Origin of the sequence: Flammeovirga sp. OC4 (genome assembly GCF_000812565.1) — a bacterium.
GTDB lineage: Bacteria > Bacteroidota > Bacteroidia > Cytophagales > Flammeovirgaceae > Flammeovirga.
Window position 1 is genome coordinate 11528 of sequence record NZ_JTAM01000082.1, and the last position, 18160, is coordinate 29687.

Here is an 18160-nt window from a genome sequence, read left to right on the forward strand (position 1 = left end):
TATCGCAAGTGTTAAGCCGACAGGCGTCACTTGTGATGACACATTGGCGAAGTCTCCTGACTTCGAAATAAACACAAAGTAGGATTCGAAGTCGGGAGACTTCGCCAATAAACAGTTCCAAGTGACGCTAGCGCTTAACACTTGAAACATATTGATAACACTTAATTATTCATTCAAAAAGATGAATACGACATTGACAAAAAACAACGGCTTAAAAATAGCAGCCAAGTCCACATCAAAGTGGTTTGGTGCTTCAAGCTTTGCAAAATATACAACGGAGGAGATCAAGCAGCAGTTTGAGAAATTAGACAAACAGCTTTTTGTGATCAGAAACCAAGAAGGTACAGTAGGTGTAGCGGATGGAATGGGAACAGCCTCTTCATCGGATTTACAGTCTGCAGAACTATTAGCCAACATTCCAGCTTATGCTCCAGAAGCATTGGGTGATCCTTCATTCAGAGCGGCGTATGGTTTGAAATATAACTATATGGGCGGTGCAATGGCCAACGGTATTTCTTCGGAAGACCTAGTGATTGCATTGGGTAAAGCAGGAATGTTATGTTCATTTGGTGCAGGTGGATTGATCCCTTCAAGAATTGAGCAGGCGATCGACAAAATCCAAGCGGCACTACCGAACGGACCGTATGCATTCAACTTGATTCACTCACCGAACGAGGTAGCTTTAGAGCGTGAAGCTTGTGAGTTGTTCTTAAAGCGTGGTGTGAAAGTGATTGAAGCGTCTGCATTTATGGACTTAACACCATTTGTAGTGAAGTTCAGAGCGGCAGGGTTACGCAAAAACGCGGATGGATTGATCCAGATGGAAAACAAGATCATCGCTAAAGTATCTCGTTTAGAAGTAGCAGAGAAATTCATGCGTCCAGCTCCAAAGTCGATCTTAGACAAGTTGGTAGCAGAAGGACAGATTACGGCTGAGCAAGCGACATTGGCATTATCAGTACCAATGGCAGACGACATCACTGTAGAAGCGGATTCGGGTGGACATACAGACAATAGACCGTTGGTATCTTTATTACCGTCAGTGTTATTGTTAAGAAACAGAATCCAAGAAGAATTGAACTACCCTGAGCAAGTACGTGTAGGTGCTGCAGGTGGTATCTCAACGCCTCAATCGGTATTAGCGGCTTTCGCTATGGGAGCGGCGTTTGTAGTAACAGGTTCAATCAACCAAGCATGTTTAGAGTCAGGTGCATCAGACCACTCTCGTAAGGTGTTAGCACAAGCGGGAATGACAGACATCATGATGGCGCCAGCATCAGATATGTTTGAGTTGGGAGTGAAACTACAAGTGTTGAAGAAGGGAACATTGTTCGCTTTAAGAGCACAAAAATTATATGATACGTACATCGCTTATGACGGCATCGATGCGATTCCAGCCAAAGAGCGTACAACGTTAGAAAAGACCGTCTTCCAAGATACTTTAGAGAACATCTGGAAGATGTGTATTGAGTTTTTCCAAGAGCGTGATCCAGAGCAAATCACAAGATCAGAAAACAATCCAAAGCGTAAGATGGCATTGATCTTCCGTTGGTACTTAGGACTTTCTTCATCATGGGCAAACCGTGGTGTGAAAGGCAGAGAGTTGGATTACCAAATCTGGTGTGGTCCTGCCATGGGTGCATTCAACGAGTGGGTAAAAGGTACTCCTCTTGAAAACTGGGAAAACCGTAAAGCAGTAGACGTTGCTCATTCATTGTTCAACGGTGCAGCTTACTTGTACAGATTGCAATACTTAGAAATGCAAGGCGTACAAATCGACGGCAAATTCAAAGCAGCAAGTGTGAAATATTAATTCACGCTTCGCTGTTCATTCATATCTTATTTATTCTGATTGACCCCGTGGCTTTTGGCGGCGGGGTCTTTTTTTGTCTTTAACAAAAGTGATTCTGATTTATTTTAAGACTTAATAGTTCATTTCTAAACCAGGGAAGAAAAAATCTGTTTGTTTTTCTTTTTCTTCTGCTCTTTTCACCTCTTGGATTAATTTCTCGAAATTTTTAATATTATAGCAGTAACCTGTAAGAATATTATCAAATACTTCTAAATCATTTATATGTTTTCTTACTACACTGTCAATACAATTAGGAATAAAATAGAAATTAATTTTATCAATAGTTTTATTGAACTCAAGGTTCATATCTTTTATTTCCTTATTTTTTCTTTTGTGAAAATTAATTAAGCAACTTTTTTTATTAATTAATAACTTTTTTAATGGGAACCCATTATTTATTTTAAGAATACCATAATCATTTTTATTTTTTTTGAAAATGCTAAGACTGATTTCTAGTGATTTAATTTCGCAACCTAATATTTCTTCGATTTCAGGACCAAAATTAGGTATGCCATTAATGAAACTATTTAAAGCAGCTAAATCAAGTTCAAATAATGCTACTCTCGCATCAAAAAGGTGATCTGATATATTATTTATTAATTTGAAGGAATCATGTGTTTTGTATTTTTGAATATTCTTGTAATAATATTTGACATATTCCTTACAATAAGGGAAAAGAATGTGTTTTCGAAAAGATTTGTAATCAATGTCATAACATAGATCTATAATACCATAATAAGATTTTGAGTTTTCTTCAGTAGTTAATCTTTTCAATATTTCTCCTTGATTTTCCTTTGTATCTCTACATATAAATTCCGCTGCAAAATATTCTTGGAGAGTTTTATGTGCCCACTTATATTTTAACCCTTCTTTTTGAAAAATTGGGACTGTGTTAACTAAATCATGAATAAAATTAGGACTTTCAAATTTTACACCAGGATAAAAATCATTTGCTTTTGTAATAAAACTTTCAAGTTCTTTTTGATTAAACTCTATTTGATTAAGTAATGATGAGAAATAAGCGATTGCCCTTAGAATTTTATGAAATTCATGTAGTGTTAATCCTGATTCTTTATCTCTTTCAAATCTATCTCCTTTTATAATGTCATGAGCTTGAAATAATGCCTCAAAAACTTCCCAATAGAATTCTTGTTTTTGAATTGGAATATTTTCTCTATGTTCAAATTTTTTATATAATAGAGATATTAATAATGGACTTTCCAAGAATTCTGTTAATTCTTTTCGTTTATCTTTTTTTAGTTGATCAATAAGCTGAAGAGATTTTGTATTGTTATCACCAATTTTTTTTATTAGCTCGAAAGATTCATCTATTTTCAGTCTGTCAATACTAAATTCCTGAAAGTCACCAAAAGTTTTTAAAGCATTTTCTGGTCTTGATGATATTACAAATAAATTATTATTAGCTTTTGAAATAAAGTCAGAAAGATCTTTTGTAACTGCTTTTTTATTTCTTTTTGAGATTTCATCATATCCGTCAAAAAAGAAAATAAAACCACCTCCAGAAATTAATTTTCTTGTCAAAGTTTCTTCAAGTTTTAAATCTAAAGGTTCTAATTGATTTGTAATTTCTTTTATTATAGAATTTTGGCTATTTAAACTTCTTAATTCAATAAAAATGGGGATACCTTTATTCTCTATTGTACATGATCGAAAAAGCCATTTTAATATTGTTGATTTGCCCATACCTCCATGATCACAAATCAAAACTTTTTTATAATGTGGTATGAAATCATCAGAGAATTTATGTGTTTTTATTTTATGAATTGATTCTTCTTCTGATTTGCATGAAAGAGTCAAAGGATAATAGAAATCTTCGATTTTTTTTTGTTGATTTCCAAATACTAGTGTTTGAGATGAAGAATATTTATTCAAAGTTCTTAATAGATATTCTTTAAAACGAAATTGATAATCTTCTACTCTATTAGTTTCATTATTTACACTTTTAAGTATTGGTTGTAAATAAGTCGTTATAACATTTTCAATTAGAGTATTATCAGTTGCCGTATATATTTTAAAGAATGACTTTGATATGTTGGAGTACTCTTGAAGTAAAAACTGAAGGTCTTCAGGTATCAACTTACATACATTAATACTTTTAAGTATATCAATTATTTCATCAAAATGTTTATCTAAATCGATTTGCTTTAAACTTGAATAATTTGAAATAACTTCTTTACATAAAGACTTAACATCTTCACATATTGATTTTTTATTAAAATTTTCGATTAACGTTAAAGTTGTATTAGCAAAACCAGAACTAGTAATAATGTAATAGGTGAAGTTTTTTTTATTAGGTAATAACTCCTTATCGATTATTGTATATAAAATAAACTTCAAAATTTCTTTTAATAATTGAGGCTTTGTTAGTCTAGTTTTTAATTTTTTACATTGAATTAAACCACTTATCTCACCCTTAAAATATAGTGTAGAATCAAAGCCTTTTTCTCCTACTCCTGACATCAGATTGATATTATCAAACTTACTAGAAAGACTTATATCATCATATTTTATCTGCTCTTTAAAAATTAAATAACATAATGTTTCAAATTCTCTATCATCTAGTTCATTTAATGGGAAGTTTCCATTGTAAATAGTGGGTTTATTTGCGTTTTTTTTTATTTCTGCAATTTCTTTCTCAGTGATTTTTTGTAACATAAAATGTATAAATAATTATATAAAAAATAAGTCCTTATCTTGTTTGATAAAGAAATTTATTTGAATTAGAGATAATACTAAATTGTAAAAAAGATTGAATTTGGAATTTTTTTAAGTTCTAATTCCAAATTAGTTTGTATTGGATATCATAGTTTTCTACTTCAATTACCTTAATGCCAACAGATTCTAAGAAGAACTTTTTTCCATTATAATTTTTGTCGGATTCGTTTCTTGTTGTAATGTACCAACCTAGTTTTTTTCGCTCAGGAAAGCGTTGAAAGTATTTTGCTCTTTCAATTAATAGCCACCTTAAGAATACTTCATTTTCCTCTAATCCAAGCCCTAAAATGAATAGTGATTTATTAAATAATATATGTAACCATGTTTTTTGTCCAATCCAGTTGTTTTGATTTTTTCCTGTAAATGCTATTTCTTCATAATTACTATGAATCATTTTTCTTGCTCGTTCAACATTTCCCATATATTGAGATAATCCTAATTTGATACTTCTATGATACTTTACCATTCCATTAGGGTACCAAATGCCAAAACCATCAGTAGGGTTTTCAAGATTTCTATCACTATGGTAACAACTCCAAGGGTAAAAGTCGGTAAATCCTTTCTTTTCTGTTTTATGGAATTCTAAATTTGAAGATTTTGCAATTAAATCATCAAAATTAGTTGTAAGAATTGGAGCATTTAGTTCTCTTATTTTATCAATTATAATATTTTGCTTTTGATCGGGTTCCCATGGTGACATTTTTTCCTTAACAATCTTTTGTAGATTTGAACTAAAGTTACTTTTGTGAAAGTTTTGAATTTCTATTGCATCATAGAATTCAGTGAAAGAAATCCCTGAAAATATTTCATTTTGCTGGAATTCCTTTTTTGAAAAAGTATTCCATAATTCAAGAAGAAGACTTTCCCATGAAAGGTTGTCATTTTTATAGTATCTGTTTATACCATTTCCTATAACAAATGAAATATCTTCTCTATTATTCGATATTATATCTTTTACAGATTCTACCGAGTGATAATCGATCAAACTGATATCATTCTTATTTTGAAGTTTCATGTTTGAGAGAGTTGGTTAATTTTTAACTCATCATAAGTGCCAAATAAAAAATCAACTTTAACTAAGTCGAAAATCTTTTTAATCGACAACCAAAAAATCTAATTACTCTAGAGGTTCCAGTTATTATTTGATTCGTTGTAGTTTGTGTTACAAATTAGCTTTTAAAAAGCTTCAAAGCAAACAATTCAATTAAGAAATACGAAAAAAGAAAGGGTTTTTGAGGTGAGAGGCGTTTTGAGGTGAGAGGCGTTTTGAGGTAAGAGGTAAGAATGAAGAGGGAAGAGGTCTTGTGTTTCGTTAGCCGTTGCAGGCAACGCTTTTACTTGTGTGATTTATTAGGTTAGTGCTATTATTGGAAGTTTACCGTTTTGTATAGCTACAATGCTTTGTGGCTTGCGGACCATTTTTGAGGTAAGAGGTGTTTTGAGGTAAGAAGGAAGAGGGAAGAGGTGCTTGTGATTTGTAAGTCGTTACAGGCAACGCATCTATATGTATTGTTACAACGTTGACGATATATTAGAACGGGAATATATCTTTTACTCCGCAGAGGAAATTGTCATTTTAAGCCCCATGGCATTGAGCATTTTTATGAATGTACTCAATTTTGGATCAGATTTACTGTTGATAATTTGATTGATATTCCCTCTATTTAACCCTGTAGTATCTGCAATTTTCTTTACGCCCGTTGCTTTTGCCACTTCTTTGATTGCCTCCATCAATTCGGTTGTGTCACCTCCTTCAATTGTTTCAAAAAGAAATGAATCCACCGTTTCATCTTCCGTTAAATAATCAGAAGGATTAAATGGAGTAGAATTGAGCATTAAGTCGAGATCTTTTTCCGCTGATGATTCCATGATTCAAATATTTATTTTTTCGAAAGTCTTTTAATGTCTTTTTTCTGGTCTTTCTTTATGCCACCACCGATGGTAATGACAATCACGCCAGACAACATTTTATAGTAGATTCTATAGCCTTGACCGTAATCAATAATAAGTTCAAACATATTCTTCTGACCTTTCAATTGCTTATGTTTACCGAAATTACCTGTTGTAGCAATTGCATTTAATCGTCTGATGATTATACCTTTTGCTTTCAAGTCTTTCAGTGCTTTAAGCCATTTATCAAAGTCTTCAGTTTTTCTTACTTGAAATTGTTTTTCAGTCATAGTATAGAATCGTTATAATACAAATGTACGGTAAAGCGTACATATTTACTATTGAATGTAAGAACTATTTTGTTAATTATAAATTTTTGATTTCGATTTTGTCACAAGTTGTGACAGAATTAGTTAAGTGTTCTTGAAATGGATTTTACAAGCTCAGGTCTTCAGGTATAGGAGTTTTTTGCTTGTGGTTCGTTGGGCGTTTTACTAAAACGCCCCTACAGGTTAGTGCTATTATTGGAAGTTTACTGTTTTGTAGGGTGGGAATGCTTTTTTGGTGATTGGTGATAAGTCATAGACTTATACAAAATGCAAGTTCTTGGTGACACCTTTCGGCTTGACACCAAGAACAGTGGGGATGGGTGCAATGTATACTATTCTATTTATTATCATTTCGTCAGACACTGTCTGACCTTTTGAACAGGTTTGCTAATCCACAACACTGTTCTAGGTATTAAGCCGAAAGGCGTTACTTAGAACTGACACATTGTATAAGTCTGTGACTTATAACTTCCAATTTCAACCAATTATTACTACCTTTCATTAGAACTAATTATAACGATTCATCATGCCAAGAGCACATTCTTTCTACGATCAAGAAGCGACCTATTTTGTAACAATGACAGTAGTTTATTGGATAGATGTATTCACAAGAGAAGAATACCGAAACATTCTGTTAGATAGTCTAAGATTTTGTCAAAAAAACAAAGGTTTAAAAATTCATGCTTATGTAATTATGAGCAATCATGTCCACTTGATTATCACAAAAGGGCAACATATCAATCTATCCGATATTTTAAGGGATTTTAAAAAGCACACTTCAAAAACGGTTATAAAGAATATTCAAGAAAACAGAGAAGAAAGTCGAAGAGAGTGGATGCTTTGGATGTTTGAGAGAGCAGGTCAAAAAAATAGTAATAACAAGAAATTTCAGTTTTGGCAACAGCATAATCAGCCTGTCATTTTAGACACTTCCGAAAAACTTTCACAACGATTAGGTTATATTCATGACAACCCTATCAATGCAGGAATAGTACAAGAAGCGGCGAATTACCTTTATTCAAGTGCTTCTAACTATCATGGAATGAAATATAATTTATTGGAGGTTGACATGTTATAATGGGAAGTGGAGGTGTTATAAGTCACAGACTTATACAATAATAGAGTTTTAAGTAACACTTTTCGGCTTGATACTAATAACAGAGGGGTGTTTTGAGGTAAAAGGTATGAATGAAGAGGGAAGAGGAACTTGTGTTTCGGAAGCCGTTATGGGAAACGTTTCTACATGTATTATTCTTAGTGATGCCTAACAGTGATCACTAAGAATAATAGTTTGATAAAATGAAACCTTATTGGTCGATAGGCTCATTTTTAAAACTTTTGATATAAAAGAGTTTATCCTTTTTATTGTACTGACTCAACAAATAGCCTTTTTCAGTTATGAACAGCGAGGGATAATAAATGTTCTTACCAGAATTTAATTTTATGATGTCATTTAATTTTTCTAGAGAGGAATTTTCCGTGATATGCTTACAGTTTTGTGGATCTATTATTGTATTGAAATAATAATATTTATAGCTGAATTCAGGGTTGTTACTTGGAGTACTTACCTTGACTACAGGGTCATTGTGTGAATCATATGTAATTTTTTCTTTTACACCTCCAATGGTAACACCCAAATTATCATCTAATTTATAAACTGACAAACTAAGGTCTGATGCCGAAATTTTTTTCAAAAACTGCTTCGTTTTTTTGATAGTGTCCGGTTCAATATTGTTTTGGGTTAAAAGAGCATTTTGCCAGTTACGACCTTTTTGAAATAAAGGAGAATTTTTCCAGGTAATAACTTCTTTTTCATTGACTTCAAAATGATTAACTAATACCTTTTTTTTCATATCATTCACTCTTACAGATAATTTGGAACTGTTCCCTACGATTTGAAAAAGATAATCATCTAATAGGTAAGAGTTTGATTTTGTATAAGGGGAATTACTCAAATTACTGTTAAGGCATACTTCTATTTTATGGCTAAAATCAGAAGGGAAAATTGTGATTAATTTTGTTTCGTTATTCTCATGATCCAGTGTAATTACAATTTTTTTATCGTTTTGGTATAGCTTATGTTTTTTAGATGTATCTGTAATAGAATTTAGTTTGTTGATATCTATTTTTTGAAGGTTGAAAAGTGTTTTAGAATAATTGTCAGCATGTTCCACTAATACATCAAATAATGTTTTCTTCTCTGTTTTTGAAAAATTATAATAGGAAAGATCTACGGTATAAGTATTAGAAACTTGATTACCTGTAAACTCATATGCTTTAATAATTGAACTAGAGTTAACGAGGGTGAATACGAAAAACTTACCTTTAATGTAGAGTGTTTCCAAGAACTCTTCTTTTTTCAGCTTAATAGGAATTTTCACTTCTTCCCCATAGGATGATAATATAGATTTGACTAGAAACTTACTCTTTCTTTCATTCGAGAAAAAATAATGATGTCCAGTTTCATCAATATTGCAACCTATTAAAATATTAAGTTTTTTGTCTGGAAGAGTGATAGAACATGAGTCAATCAGCTGATAAGTATCTTTGTCTACAAAGTAGCTGTAGATGTTTTCTTTGTCATTTAAAAAATATGTGATTTGATCATTACTCTTATACAGAAGAGAATTGTTTCCATCATTTGTTTTGTATGGTTTACGTAACTCAATTTTCTTTTCAAGCAGAATTTCTTGTGCATAAATAGTATTCATTGAGAGTAGTACTACACCCATTAAAAAAAAGGTTTTTAGCATGATATTTAGACTAAGTAGATTAAAAAGTTTGTAATATTTTTGAAATTTAAATAAAAACTAATTCTGATGAAAGCGTTTCCATTCTTTACCATATCGAATGGATTTGAGGTCAATGGAGTCTTGTGGTTTACGGACTATTAGAAATCCGATTTGGATGATTGGTGATATGTCACAGACTTATACCATAGTTCTAAGTTACGCCTTTCGACATGATACTTAGAACAGTGGGAAGTTTCATTTGATGTAATAAAGCGTAATACTATCTAAACGATTTAAAAAAATAGATCTTTTGGTTTAATTAAACGGTAATGATGGTGGAGTCTTCATTTGGTGGAAGAATACATCTTGATGAATCATCTGATTATTACCCGAATTCATACGCCATGCTTTTTTAGGTAATTCTCTACCAAAAGAGAGTACAAATTCATAAGGCTTTTTATCTGAAACCTCTGGATTTTTAATTTTTACCTTATTGAATCGTTTATTTTGTAAAAGGTATTTGTCAAAGAAAAGCATCAGCCATTTGTCAAACTTGTGATCGACAGAATTCAACGGCTTGTAATTTTCTATTACTCCACGTTCGTTCACTTTAATTCTTACATAAATCGGCTTTTCAAAGTCTACAAAGGCATAATAATTTACTTTCAGAAACTCGTTAAAAGCGGTGCTTATATTTTCTTGTTTAAGGCGTATCGTTTTATTTATTATGTTTTGCACTTCTACATCATTCTCAATCGTATATAATTTTATGATTTCATTGTTCGAAATATGTGCTTTTTTTAATTGTCCAGAAATTGGATCTGTAAATTGATAAAGTGTATCATTAGATGATCTATTGTGGAAAAAGAATTTTGTTACGAGTGCTTCTTTTTTATCACGTTCATTTTTTAGGTCTTTCATTTGAGCATGATTAGAATCCGTATAAAATCCACTTCTATTCTTATGGTTATTGTACTTTACACTAAAAGTGTAAAATAATGAATCACCAGAATAGACTTTTCCACTCCTTAGTTCTCCATTTATAAAATGTTTATAGAAAGCTAATTTAGAATCTATGTAAAACTTAAAATCATGATATATTTTTTTATATACCTTTGAATCCCAGTTTATTTCGTATACTAACTCATCTTTTAAATTAAAAATTTGTTCAGTAAAGTAAGTGTTATTTGTCGTGTATATTTTTGAGTAATATTTTGCTGTGTTAATTGACTTCGTTTCATTTACATACTTATCATAATATTTTTTCAGATCATGATTTTTATAATGAATTGCTTTAGCGTATTCTATTATTGCTTGTATCTTTTGTTCTTGTTCTTTTCGTTGTTTTACAATTTTATATTCATCTCCTCTGAATTCAGATTTAATGTAAGATAGACCACTAATTGCTTTTAAAATTGGAGGATAATTTGAGAAATACTTTTTAAATACTTGAAGACCGTTTTTCTTGTCAGGGTTTAAAACTTCCCAAGCAAGGTGACTTGTTTTTTTTACTAAAAAAAGTTCGTATGCCTCAGTTCCAACATACATTTTGGCAAAAGTCATATCATCAAATTCAGTAATATACTGAACATAGGATTTCTTAAATTCTTTACGATCTTTTATCCTTATATTCTGAGCAATAAAAAACGAATCTAAGCCTATAACGATTGAATTTGAATTTTCTTCATTCAGGTCTTTATACACCTCTTTTTTTACATATGCAGAGAAAGAATTTGACGGATGATAAAAGTTGATAACAGTTCTAACGACATTACCATTCTTATCATAATACCTTCCTGGAATGTAGCCTCTCATATTCTTTTCGATATTGACATTAGGCCTTTGAGATATAGGATCAGAATATCCGTGAATAGTATTTTGTTTGGATTCAGGATTAAAGACTAACCCTAATTTGTCTTGAGCATTTAAGTTGGTATAAAGTAAACATAAAATGAAGCTGAGCAGTCTATATTTTGCCATGATAAATAAATGAAGATGTTCTGTTTATGATTTGAATGAGTTTGCGAAAAACACCTAAAAAGTTATCAGTAATGATGAAAGGTTTTTTAGTTCATTTTCAGTCTGCTGTTAGGTGCCTTAAATTTAAAAACTCTTTGTAATCATAGCAAAGAATTGAAATCAGAAATACGAAAAAAAAGAGGTTTTGAGGGAAGAGGAATGAATGAAGATGGAAGAGGTGGCTTACATTTCAATACGAATAGGTCAGATATGATCATCAAAAGTCGATCAATGAGATGTCTTCCCCAAAGCCTATAACTTCAATTATAGGGCTACTAAAATGATATTTCAAACATGTTCTTAATTCCTTTGTCGTGTAAGAGGTATTAAAATTAGTATTTATATTATCGTAATACTTAATAGATATGTATATTTGCACGAAATCTAATTTTATATTTTAGCCTAAAACAAAATATGACCAAGTATTTACTTTTACTCCTTTTAGCAGGACTGACAGCATGTGTATCTTCTTCTCCTCGAAGTTTGAAAAAGACAGATTTGACCCAATCGAAGAAGGTTCAAGTCATCCAAAGTCATCATGATATCTCAAGTGAAAAAGGAAAGTTTTCAGTAGAATATTTTGATGATTACGCCTACAATATCTATCATTATAAAGAGCAAAATGTGATCGCAGATGCTGATTTTATAGATGATAAAGGTGAGGTGTATTGGAACTATGAAAGTACTTTTAATTCCTCTGGAAATGTAACCTCTGTTTCGATTTTTGTAAGAGGAAAACTCAATACATTAATGAAGAACAAAATTGTAGATGGTTTAGCAGTAGAAGAGGTTTATTATGATGATGAGGATCAAATTAAATACTCAAACTTAAAGGAATACAACAGCGATAAGGTCATGTCTAAAAAGACTGATTTAGATGCTGAGGGTAAAGTAGTACTGGTTACCGAATGTGATTATAAGGAAGGTAAGCCGATATTAATGACTAAGAAACTTCCTTCTGGTAAAGTAAAAGAGACCATAAAATTTGAGAATAATTCTTTTGGTGATGCAATTAAAGAGGTAGAATTCAATCCTGAGAAAGAAGACTCTAGAGTAGTTTATTATGAATACGAATATGATCAATATGATAATTGGGTACGTCAATATATATACAATCAAGACCGAATATTAGTTGGTGTTAACGTTAGATATATTACTTATTCTAATGATAACAAGATAATAACGGAGTTTGATATCATTGGGGAGTGGTTTATTTTGGGAAAAGAAAATGAAGGATTCACTTTTAATGAGGACCATACATTTTATTGGGGTGATAAGTCTGCTCAACTGGGATCTTGGTCATTTGATGTTAAAAAGAGTGTACTCACTTTAAAGGAAATGGACGGAAATGAAAGAGAGATGGAATTCAATTGTGAATTAAAAGGTGGGCTGCTACGTCTCTCTAAAGAGGGTGAAAAAAAGGTGATGAAATTAGAAAAAAGGTCTTCTGTCATAGATGATAAGTTTGGTATTAAGGTGGCTGAAAAGGCGTTTCTTGGAAAATGGAAAGTAGTGAAAGGAGAAGAAAAAACGATTGAATTTTTACCGGACCACGAACTTATCATCACTTCTGCTAACAATGAAACTCAAAAGGGATATTGGGATTTTGATTTTGAAAAGGCGCTCTTTCATATGAAAAAAGGATCGGAGGAATTAAATGAATATCCTTATTTCTTCGAGGAAGGACAATTGAAGTTTTATAATCATTACTTGGAGGAAGTGTTGACGTTGGAACCCATTAAAGCGACGCTTTAAGTGAGGAAACCATTGAATAATATCAATAATTCATTGTAGAATATGACTTTAAACTTAACGACTGTAAAATAGGGTAGGGAGGAGAAATTGATAGTGGTATTAATAATATACACAACGAAATATTATATAAATCTACTACTATGAAAAATCTTAATTTGCTGCTCTCGCTAGTATTCATTTTACTTTTAAATCAGTTTGCTTTTGCCAGTAATATTGAAATGAGTGGAGGTCGATATAATAGAATTACCGTAAAGGCATATGATGTTTTACATATTAGAGGTGATGTAGATATATATGCTGATGATCACCTTAGTACAGTATATTCAAATCGTAATGGTCAAAAACCATATAACCATAGAAGCGGAGGTGATCATGGTTACATTAGAGTGGAACCACACGGTACATTAATTATAGATGGAAACCTTCACATTCACAATAATGATGACGAAGATGATAAATCTGTAGTTGAAGGTGATTTGATAGTAAAAGGATCGATGACAATTGATTACAATACGGATGATGATGAGGAAATGAAATTCGAGAATAGAGGAACTATGATTGTTGCTCAAGATCTTAATCTTAATGGTGCTAGAAAATTAGATGATGACGATGAGTTATTGAAGTTTTACAATTATGGAGAATTATTGGTTTCGGGTGATTTACATTCGAGTAACCACGTTCAAATAAAAACAAGTACTTCTCATCATTATCACCCTCATTTCTTTGTTGTTGGAGATACTAAATTTGAACAAAGTTATGGAGGATCGCACCATCATGATGATGATGGTTGGTCGGTGATTCAACCACATGGTCATCATTATTCTTCTTCATTTACGCATGTTGGTTCCATTAATCATGCTGCCACAACTTTTATGACTAGAGGTAATCAAGTAGATAACGTTGAACCTCTATTGACTCCACATACATTGCAGTTAATTCATCAATATGTTTCAGGAATTGACCTACCTGTAGAATTGACTTTTTTTACAGCAAAAGTAAACAATGATGAAGTGACCCTTCAATGGGAAACAGCCACTGAGGAAAATGTAGATCATTTTGAACTAAGAAGATCTTACGATGGTAAACATTTTGAATTAGTAGCAGATGATATTCCTGCAGCAGGTAATTCAAATACCACTTTAGAATATGAGTTTGTAGATACAGATGCACACCAAGGTCATATTACTTATGAATTAAAAGAAGTTGATTTTGACGGAAAAGGAGAAACATGGAAAAGTATAGTAGAATTGAATTCACAAAATAAAATAAGTGTAGCAGCATCTATTTCAATTTACCCCGTTCCGGCAGATCAAAAAGTGAATGTGGATATGCCATCATCCAAAGAGGAGTCCGTAGATTTTAATTTAATATTTGTGGGTACAGGTCAGATCATTCCATTAAGAAATAAAACAATACATGAAGGTGACCACCATGTATTGAATGTACAAGATGTTCATGACGGTCAGTATATATTAAACGTGATTAAAAATGGTCATGTCATAAAAAGAAAACACGTGATTATTCATCACAGTTAGGTATATATAAAGTTTAGATTGTTTAATTGAAAAAGGCTTAATCACAGTGAAGTGGTTAAGCCTTATTTATATGTTTATTTTTTCAATTTCTCTAACTATCATAGAATGAATAATAATTTATTGTTATTTGAAATGTTGCACTAGGAAATAGGAGTTATACGTTGCAGATTTATACAATACTAAAGTTTGAAGTAACGCTTTTTGGGCACTTAGACTATTTAGCCTTTGCCATATTTTGGATGAGTTCCATTATTATTTCAACCTCTTCCTCTTCAGAACCATAAGGTAATGCACTTTCAATACCTTCTTCTAAACTGTCATTACTTAATAAATTAATGCATTGCTCTTTTAAGTACTGTTTTACTGTTTCATTAGAATTTTTAAATCTATCAAGGAGCTCATCACAATTGCCTAAAATATAAATGATGTCCTCGAAATCATGACTTTGTCTTAAATCATTTCCACCTCTTCCGTTATGTGCTTCAAATTTAGCGGCTAAGTAATATTCTGGTGCAAAGACATTAATTTCAGTTTTGTCAGGAAGTATTTTCACAATTTTATTTTCAATACCTTCATCATACCAAGTATTACTAAAACCTAAAAGTGTAGGATCAGATGGCATTATATCGACTTTAATACCTTTATATACCCATCTACAAATTGGGGCATCTTCTGAGACGTCATTTGCAAATCCTATTTTTCTTAAATCATCTTCTAATTTTGCTAAATGAATTCTTGATTGTAATTCAATGACACAATCTACATCTAGGGTAGGTCTAATATCCGATAATTCAGGGTGACTTGCATAAAGTTCAGCTACAGCACCTCCTACAAACACCATTTCTTCTGGCAAGCCTTTTAAGCCTTCTGCTACAGTTTGTAACATCTCAATATTTGAACTATGCATGTTTTAATCTTTTTTCAAGTTCTTCTTTTGCAATATTGACTTCTCTTACTCGGCCGACTCTAATAGTGTCAACAATAGCAAGTAGTTCATAAAATAACTGATCTTCTTGTACAATTTGAGGTATTGATTTGAAAAGAGGTTCTATCGATTGCCCTCGGTGTGTTCCTTTTGCACTAGGCCAAACATAAGTGTCTATACCATTAACGATAAATTCATTGATTGGTGAAGCAGAATGTGCTGTCGGTATACCTTTTAGCATTGGTCCAGGCTGAGCAGGAAACACATATTTTAGTCCATAAACTAAGAACTCCATTAGAGAATTTACATTCACCTTTCTCTTTTTTGAGTTAATTAAACCTGATATTTTGCATCTATTTAATGCTTCAGAAACTTCAGAAGCACTTATTTTGATATCATTTGCCAAGTCAATATTACGCCACTCCTTATTTTTATATGCAACTACTTTTAATAGAATTACAATATCCTGAGGACGCATTCCATTATGCTTTTTCATATCATAATTATTTTTAATTCGCAAATCGCGAATTGCAAATTTAGTATTAAGATTCCATCAAACAAAGTATAGACGTGTATTTGGAATTAATTCTATTGAAGTAAGTTTACTATGATTGATGTTATGGCTATAAACACATCCTGTATCAATATTAATCACTTGATTATTATTCTCAATTTGTTTTTTACACCTTTCGATTGAAATGGGTTGGTGTCCATGTATGATTATCTTTTTTGAGAGCAAAGGATTGGAGTATGCTTTTTGACTTTTCCAAAGCATGGAATATTTATCTTGGAACGGGTTCTTATGACTATCATTAAAACCAGCATGAACAAAAATGAAATTTTTGAAATGATAGAAGTATGGAAGGCTATTAAAAAAGTTAATGTATTGAAGGGGAATATCTTTAGCGGATTCAACTTGAAAACTCTTGAGTGTTTTATTACCTCCATTATTAAGCCATTTATACTGAAGATCCTCATTATTGATACTATCAAGTAATAAGGCTTCATGATTACCCATTAATGGAATTATGTCATAATTGTTTTTTTGCAGTTCAATGATGTAATCGACCACCTGTTTACTTTGACTTCCACGGTCAATATAATCTCCTAGTAAGATTAATCGGTCCCCTTTTGTAAGTTGAATATGTTTTTCTATTAGTTCTTTTAATGGATCAAGACACCCATGGATATCACCGATAGCAAAAAGTCGTTTCATGATATTTATAGTTTTTGGGATTGAAAAATTACCTTTTAACACAACTTATCTTTGAACTAGCAATATATACAGCTTCACTGGAAATAGGTAATAATTTTAGAAAGTCCATTTCGATTGTCTGCTTTTATTTTTCGCCCTTTAATATTGCTTGAGTAACTAAATAATGGCTGATTATGAACGAAGAATTTGTGAAGGTATTGAATTTTATAGCCTTCATGAAGCAATACGATATACTTGAGAAGGGAAAGTTAAAGGGAGATGATATTGCTAAAGAAATGGGGGTGAGTAGAAGGCATTTTGATAGAATTTTTAAGCAATACTCAAAAAAGACACCTTTGGGTATGTCAGAAGAGTACAGAATATATTTATGTATAAAAGAAATCATGGGTGGAACCTTTTTAAAAGAAGTTGCATATAAATATGATTTCACACCTGAAGGATTGTCAAATGCAATACGTAAGAGGTTTAGTCTAAGTGTAAAACAAATTAAAAGTGGAGAATTTAAAATTTGGGAACAATTTATTGTGAGTTCTGAAATAATTTTTATTGATAATTTCAAATACCGAATGAAAAAAGATAGGCTTATGGAATACATAGAAGCCTTAGATCAAGAAAAGTATTTGGATAGAATTGCGATCGAAAATGAGGAGTTTGAAGGTAAGTTTTCATTGTTGTTAGACTATAGTAAAGTTTTAAATTTATTACGAGAGTATAAAGGACTATCATTTCGAGATTCTGATATTTATAAACTTGATATGAGTGAAAGTTTAATTTTATATATGATTATTCTGAAAGAGACCAAGAATGGGAAGAATGAGTTGACATACCCTTCAACAGAACTTTTATCAATTCTTTTCTTAGTTAGGTTTTTTATGAATTTGGAAACTTTGGAACAAGTTGATGGTGTGTATGAAATAAAAATACCTTTTAAGCTGGAAAAGATGTTGAATGCTTTTGAAGAGAATTATCTTTATGTAGGTGAAAAGTTACAAATAGCTTTAGATGTAACGGTCAAAGAGAATGAGGTAGTGATAGAATTTAGTGATTATATGTTGAATGCACTTAATCTAGAGTAAGTGCAAGCACCCTTTTAATTGGTCTTTAGCATTCTAATACCTCAAATTTATCACGAAAGTTAAGGCTCAGTGTAGCCTCCCAAAAGTCCATGACT

At 31.6% G+C, this 18160-nt stretch carries 15 protein-coding genes; 6 read left to right on the forward strand and 9 right to left on the reverse strand.

The annotated features are described in order from the left end of the window. Positions 1–181: 181 nt before the first annotated feature. The gene (locus tag PL77_RS25960; RefSeq protein ID WP_082026742.1) at positions 182–1813 is read left to right on the forward strand and encodes a PfaD family polyunsaturated fatty acid/polyketide biosynthesis protein; all 1632 of its coding nucleotides are present in this window, start codon (positions 182–184) and stop codon (positions 1811–1813) included. A 111-nt stretch (positions 1814–1924) separates the two neighbouring features. On the opposite strand, the gene PL77_RS31055 is transcribed toward PL77_RS25960, so the two are convergent. Together PL77_RS31055 and PL77_RS25970 are read right to left on the reverse strand one after the other, a co-directional pair. Next, positions 1925–4528 carry an NACHT domain-containing NTPase gene (locus tag PL77_RS31055; RefSeq protein WP_052444742.1) on the reverse strand — a complete coding sequence of 868 codons (2604 nt, stop codon included), beginning with the start codon at positions 4526–4528 and terminating at the stop codon, positions 1925–1927. Positions 4529–4646: 118 nt separating this feature from the next. Continuing rightward, on the reverse strand, positions 4647–5288 hold the full coding sequence (locus PL77_RS25970; RefSeq protein WP_371199275.1) for an SIR2 family protein: 642 nt from the start codon (positions 5286–5288) through the stop codon (positions 4647–4649). Positions 5289–5370: 82 nt separating this feature from the next. Between PL77_RS25970 and PL77_RS32585 the strand changes: the two genes are divergently transcribed. Continuing rightward, entirely contained in the window at positions 5371–5478 is a 108-nt protein-coding gene (locus PL77_RS32585) for a hypothetical protein (protein ID WP_371199276.1), read from the forward strand. Positions 5479–6139: 661 nt separating this feature from the next. Here the strand turns inward: PL77_RS32585 and PL77_RS25975 are convergent. Next, positions 6140–6457, reverse strand: a complete 318-nt coding sequence (locus PL77_RS25975; RefSeq protein ID WP_044211725.1) for an addiction module antidote protein — start codon at positions 6455–6457, stop codon at positions 6140–6142. A gap of 11 nt (positions 6458–6468) precedes the next feature. After that, positions 6469–6768: a type II toxin-antitoxin system RelE/ParE family toxin gene (locus tag PL77_RS25980; RefSeq protein WP_044211726.1), complete on the reverse strand. Its 300-nt coding sequence runs from the start codon at positions 6766–6768 to the stop codon at positions 6469–6471. Positions 6769–7333: 565 nt separating this feature from the next. On the opposite strand from PL77_RS25980, the gene PL77_RS25985 reads away from it, so the two are divergent. Further along, positions 7334–7885 carry a transposase gene (locus tag PL77_RS25985; protein WP_044211729.1) on the forward strand — a complete coding sequence of 184 codons (552 nt, stop codon included), beginning with the start codon at positions 7334–7336 and terminating at the stop codon, positions 7883–7885. 229 nt (positions 7886–8114) lie between these two features. On the opposite strand, the gene PL77_RS25990 is transcribed toward PL77_RS25985, so the two are convergent. Together PL77_RS25990 and PL77_RS25995 are read right to left on the reverse strand one after the other, a co-directional pair. After that, complete coding sequence (locus tag PL77_RS25990; RefSeq protein ID WP_156152548.1) at positions 8115–9560, reverse strand: hypothetical protein; 1446 nt, start codon at positions 9558–9560, stop codon at positions 8115–8117. Positions 9561–9854: 294 nt separating this feature from the next. Further along, positions 9855–11519: a hypothetical protein gene (locus tag PL77_RS25995; protein WP_044211732.1), complete on the reverse strand. Its 1665-nt coding sequence runs from the start codon at positions 11517–11519 to the stop codon at positions 9855–9857. A gap of 453 nt (positions 11520–11972) precedes the next feature. Between PL77_RS25995 and PL77_RS26000 the strand changes: the two genes are divergently transcribed. Both PL77_RS26000 and PL77_RS26005 read left to right on the forward strand, forming a co-directional pair. Next, positions 11973–13313 (forward strand): hypothetical protein, encoded by a 1341-nt coding sequence (locus tag PL77_RS26000; RefSeq protein WP_044211735.1) that lies wholly within the window; start codon positions 11973–11975, stop codon positions 13311–13313. Between the two features lie 140 nt (positions 13314–13453). Beyond that, a complete protein-coding gene (locus PL77_RS26005) occupies positions 13454–14848 on the forward strand; it encodes a T9SS type A sorting domain-containing protein (protein ID WP_044211737.1) in 1395 nt (464 codons plus the stop codon). 214 nt (positions 14849–15062) lie between these two features. On the opposite strand, the gene PL77_RS26010 is transcribed toward PL77_RS26005, so the two are convergent. The 3 genes from PL77_RS26010 to PL77_RS31060 are packed head-to-tail and all read right to left on the reverse strand — an operon-like array spanning position 15063 to position 16989. After that, complete coding sequence (locus PL77_RS26010) at positions 15063–15755, reverse strand: hypothetical protein (protein ID WP_044211738.1); 693 nt, start codon at positions 15753–15755, stop codon at positions 15063–15065. Then, the gene (locus PL77_RS26015; protein WP_044211740.1) at positions 15748–16269 is read right to left on the reverse strand and encodes a hypothetical protein; all 522 of its coding nucleotides are present in this window, start codon (positions 16267–16269) and stop codon (positions 15748–15750) included. Before PL77_RS26015 ends, PL77_RS26010 begins: the two co-directional genes overlap by 8 nt. A gap of 57 nt (positions 16270–16326) precedes the next feature. Then, positions 16327–16989, reverse strand: coding sequence for a metallophosphoesterase family protein (locus PL77_RS31060; RefSeq protein ID WP_052444743.1), 663 nt, complete (start codon positions 16987–16989; stop codon positions 16327–16329). A 215-nt stretch (positions 16990–17204) separates the two neighbouring features. On the opposite strand from PL77_RS31060, the gene PL77_RS26025 reads away from it, so the two are divergent. After that, on the forward strand, positions 17205–18065 hold the full coding sequence (locus tag PL77_RS26025) for a helix-turn-helix domain-containing protein (RefSeq protein ID WP_172665952.1): 861 nt from the start codon (positions 17205–17207) through the stop codon (positions 18063–18065). Positions 18066–18160 lie beyond the last annotated feature (95 nt).

Coding starts and splice junctions, on each gene's coding strand:
- PL77_RS26000 (WP_044211735.1), top strand. CDS start 11,973: ATGACCAAGTATTTACTTTTACTCCTTTTAGCAGGACTGACAGCATGT.
- PL77_RS31060 (WP_052444743.1), bottom strand. CDS start 16,989: ATGAAACGACTTTTTGCTATCGGTGATATCCATGGGTGTCTTGATCCA.
- PL77_RS25980 (WP_044211726.1), bottom strand. CDS start 6,768: ATGACTGAAAAACAATTTCAAGTAAGAAAAACTGAAGACTTTGATAAA.
- PL77_RS26015 (WP_044211740.1), bottom strand. CDS start 16,269: ATGAAAAAGCATAATGGAATGCGTCCTCAGGATATTGTAATTCTATTA.
- PL77_RS25995 (WP_044211732.1), bottom strand. CDS start 11,519: ATGGCAAAATATAGACTGCTCAGCTTCATTTTATGTTTACTTTATACC.
- PL77_RS26005 (WP_044211737.1), top strand. CDS start 13,454: ATGAAAAATCTTAATTTGCTGCTCTCGCTAGTATTCATTTTACTTTTA.
- PL77_RS26010 (WP_044211738.1), bottom strand. CDS start 15,755: ATGCATAGTTCAAATATTGAGATGTTACAAACTGTAGCAGAAGGCTTA.
- PL77_RS26025 (WP_172665952.1), top strand. CDS start 17,205: ATGAAGCAATACGATATACTTGAGAAGGGAAAGTTAAAGGGAGATGAT.
- PL77_RS25985 (WP_044211729.1), top strand. CDS start 7,334: ATGCCAAGAGCACATTCTTTCTACGATCAAGAAGCGACCTATTTTGTA.
- PL77_RS25970 (WP_371199275.1), bottom strand. CDS start 5,288: ATGTCACCATGGGAACCCGATCAAAAGCAAAATATTATAATTGATAAA.
- PL77_RS25990 (WP_156152548.1), bottom strand. CDS start 9,560: ATGCTAAAAACCTTTTTTTTAATGGGTGTAGTACTACTCTCAATGAAT.
- PL77_RS25975 (WP_044211725.1), bottom strand. CDS start 6,457: ATGGAATCATCAGCGGAAAAAGATCTCGACTTAATGCTCAATTCTACT.
- PL77_RS31055 (WP_052444742.1), bottom strand. CDS start 4,528: ATGTTACAAAAAATCACTGAGAAAGAAATTGCAGAAATAAAAAAAAAC.
- PL77_RS25960 (WP_082026742.1), top strand. CDS start 182: ATGAATACGACATTGACAAAAAACAACGGCTTAAAAATAGCAGCCAAG.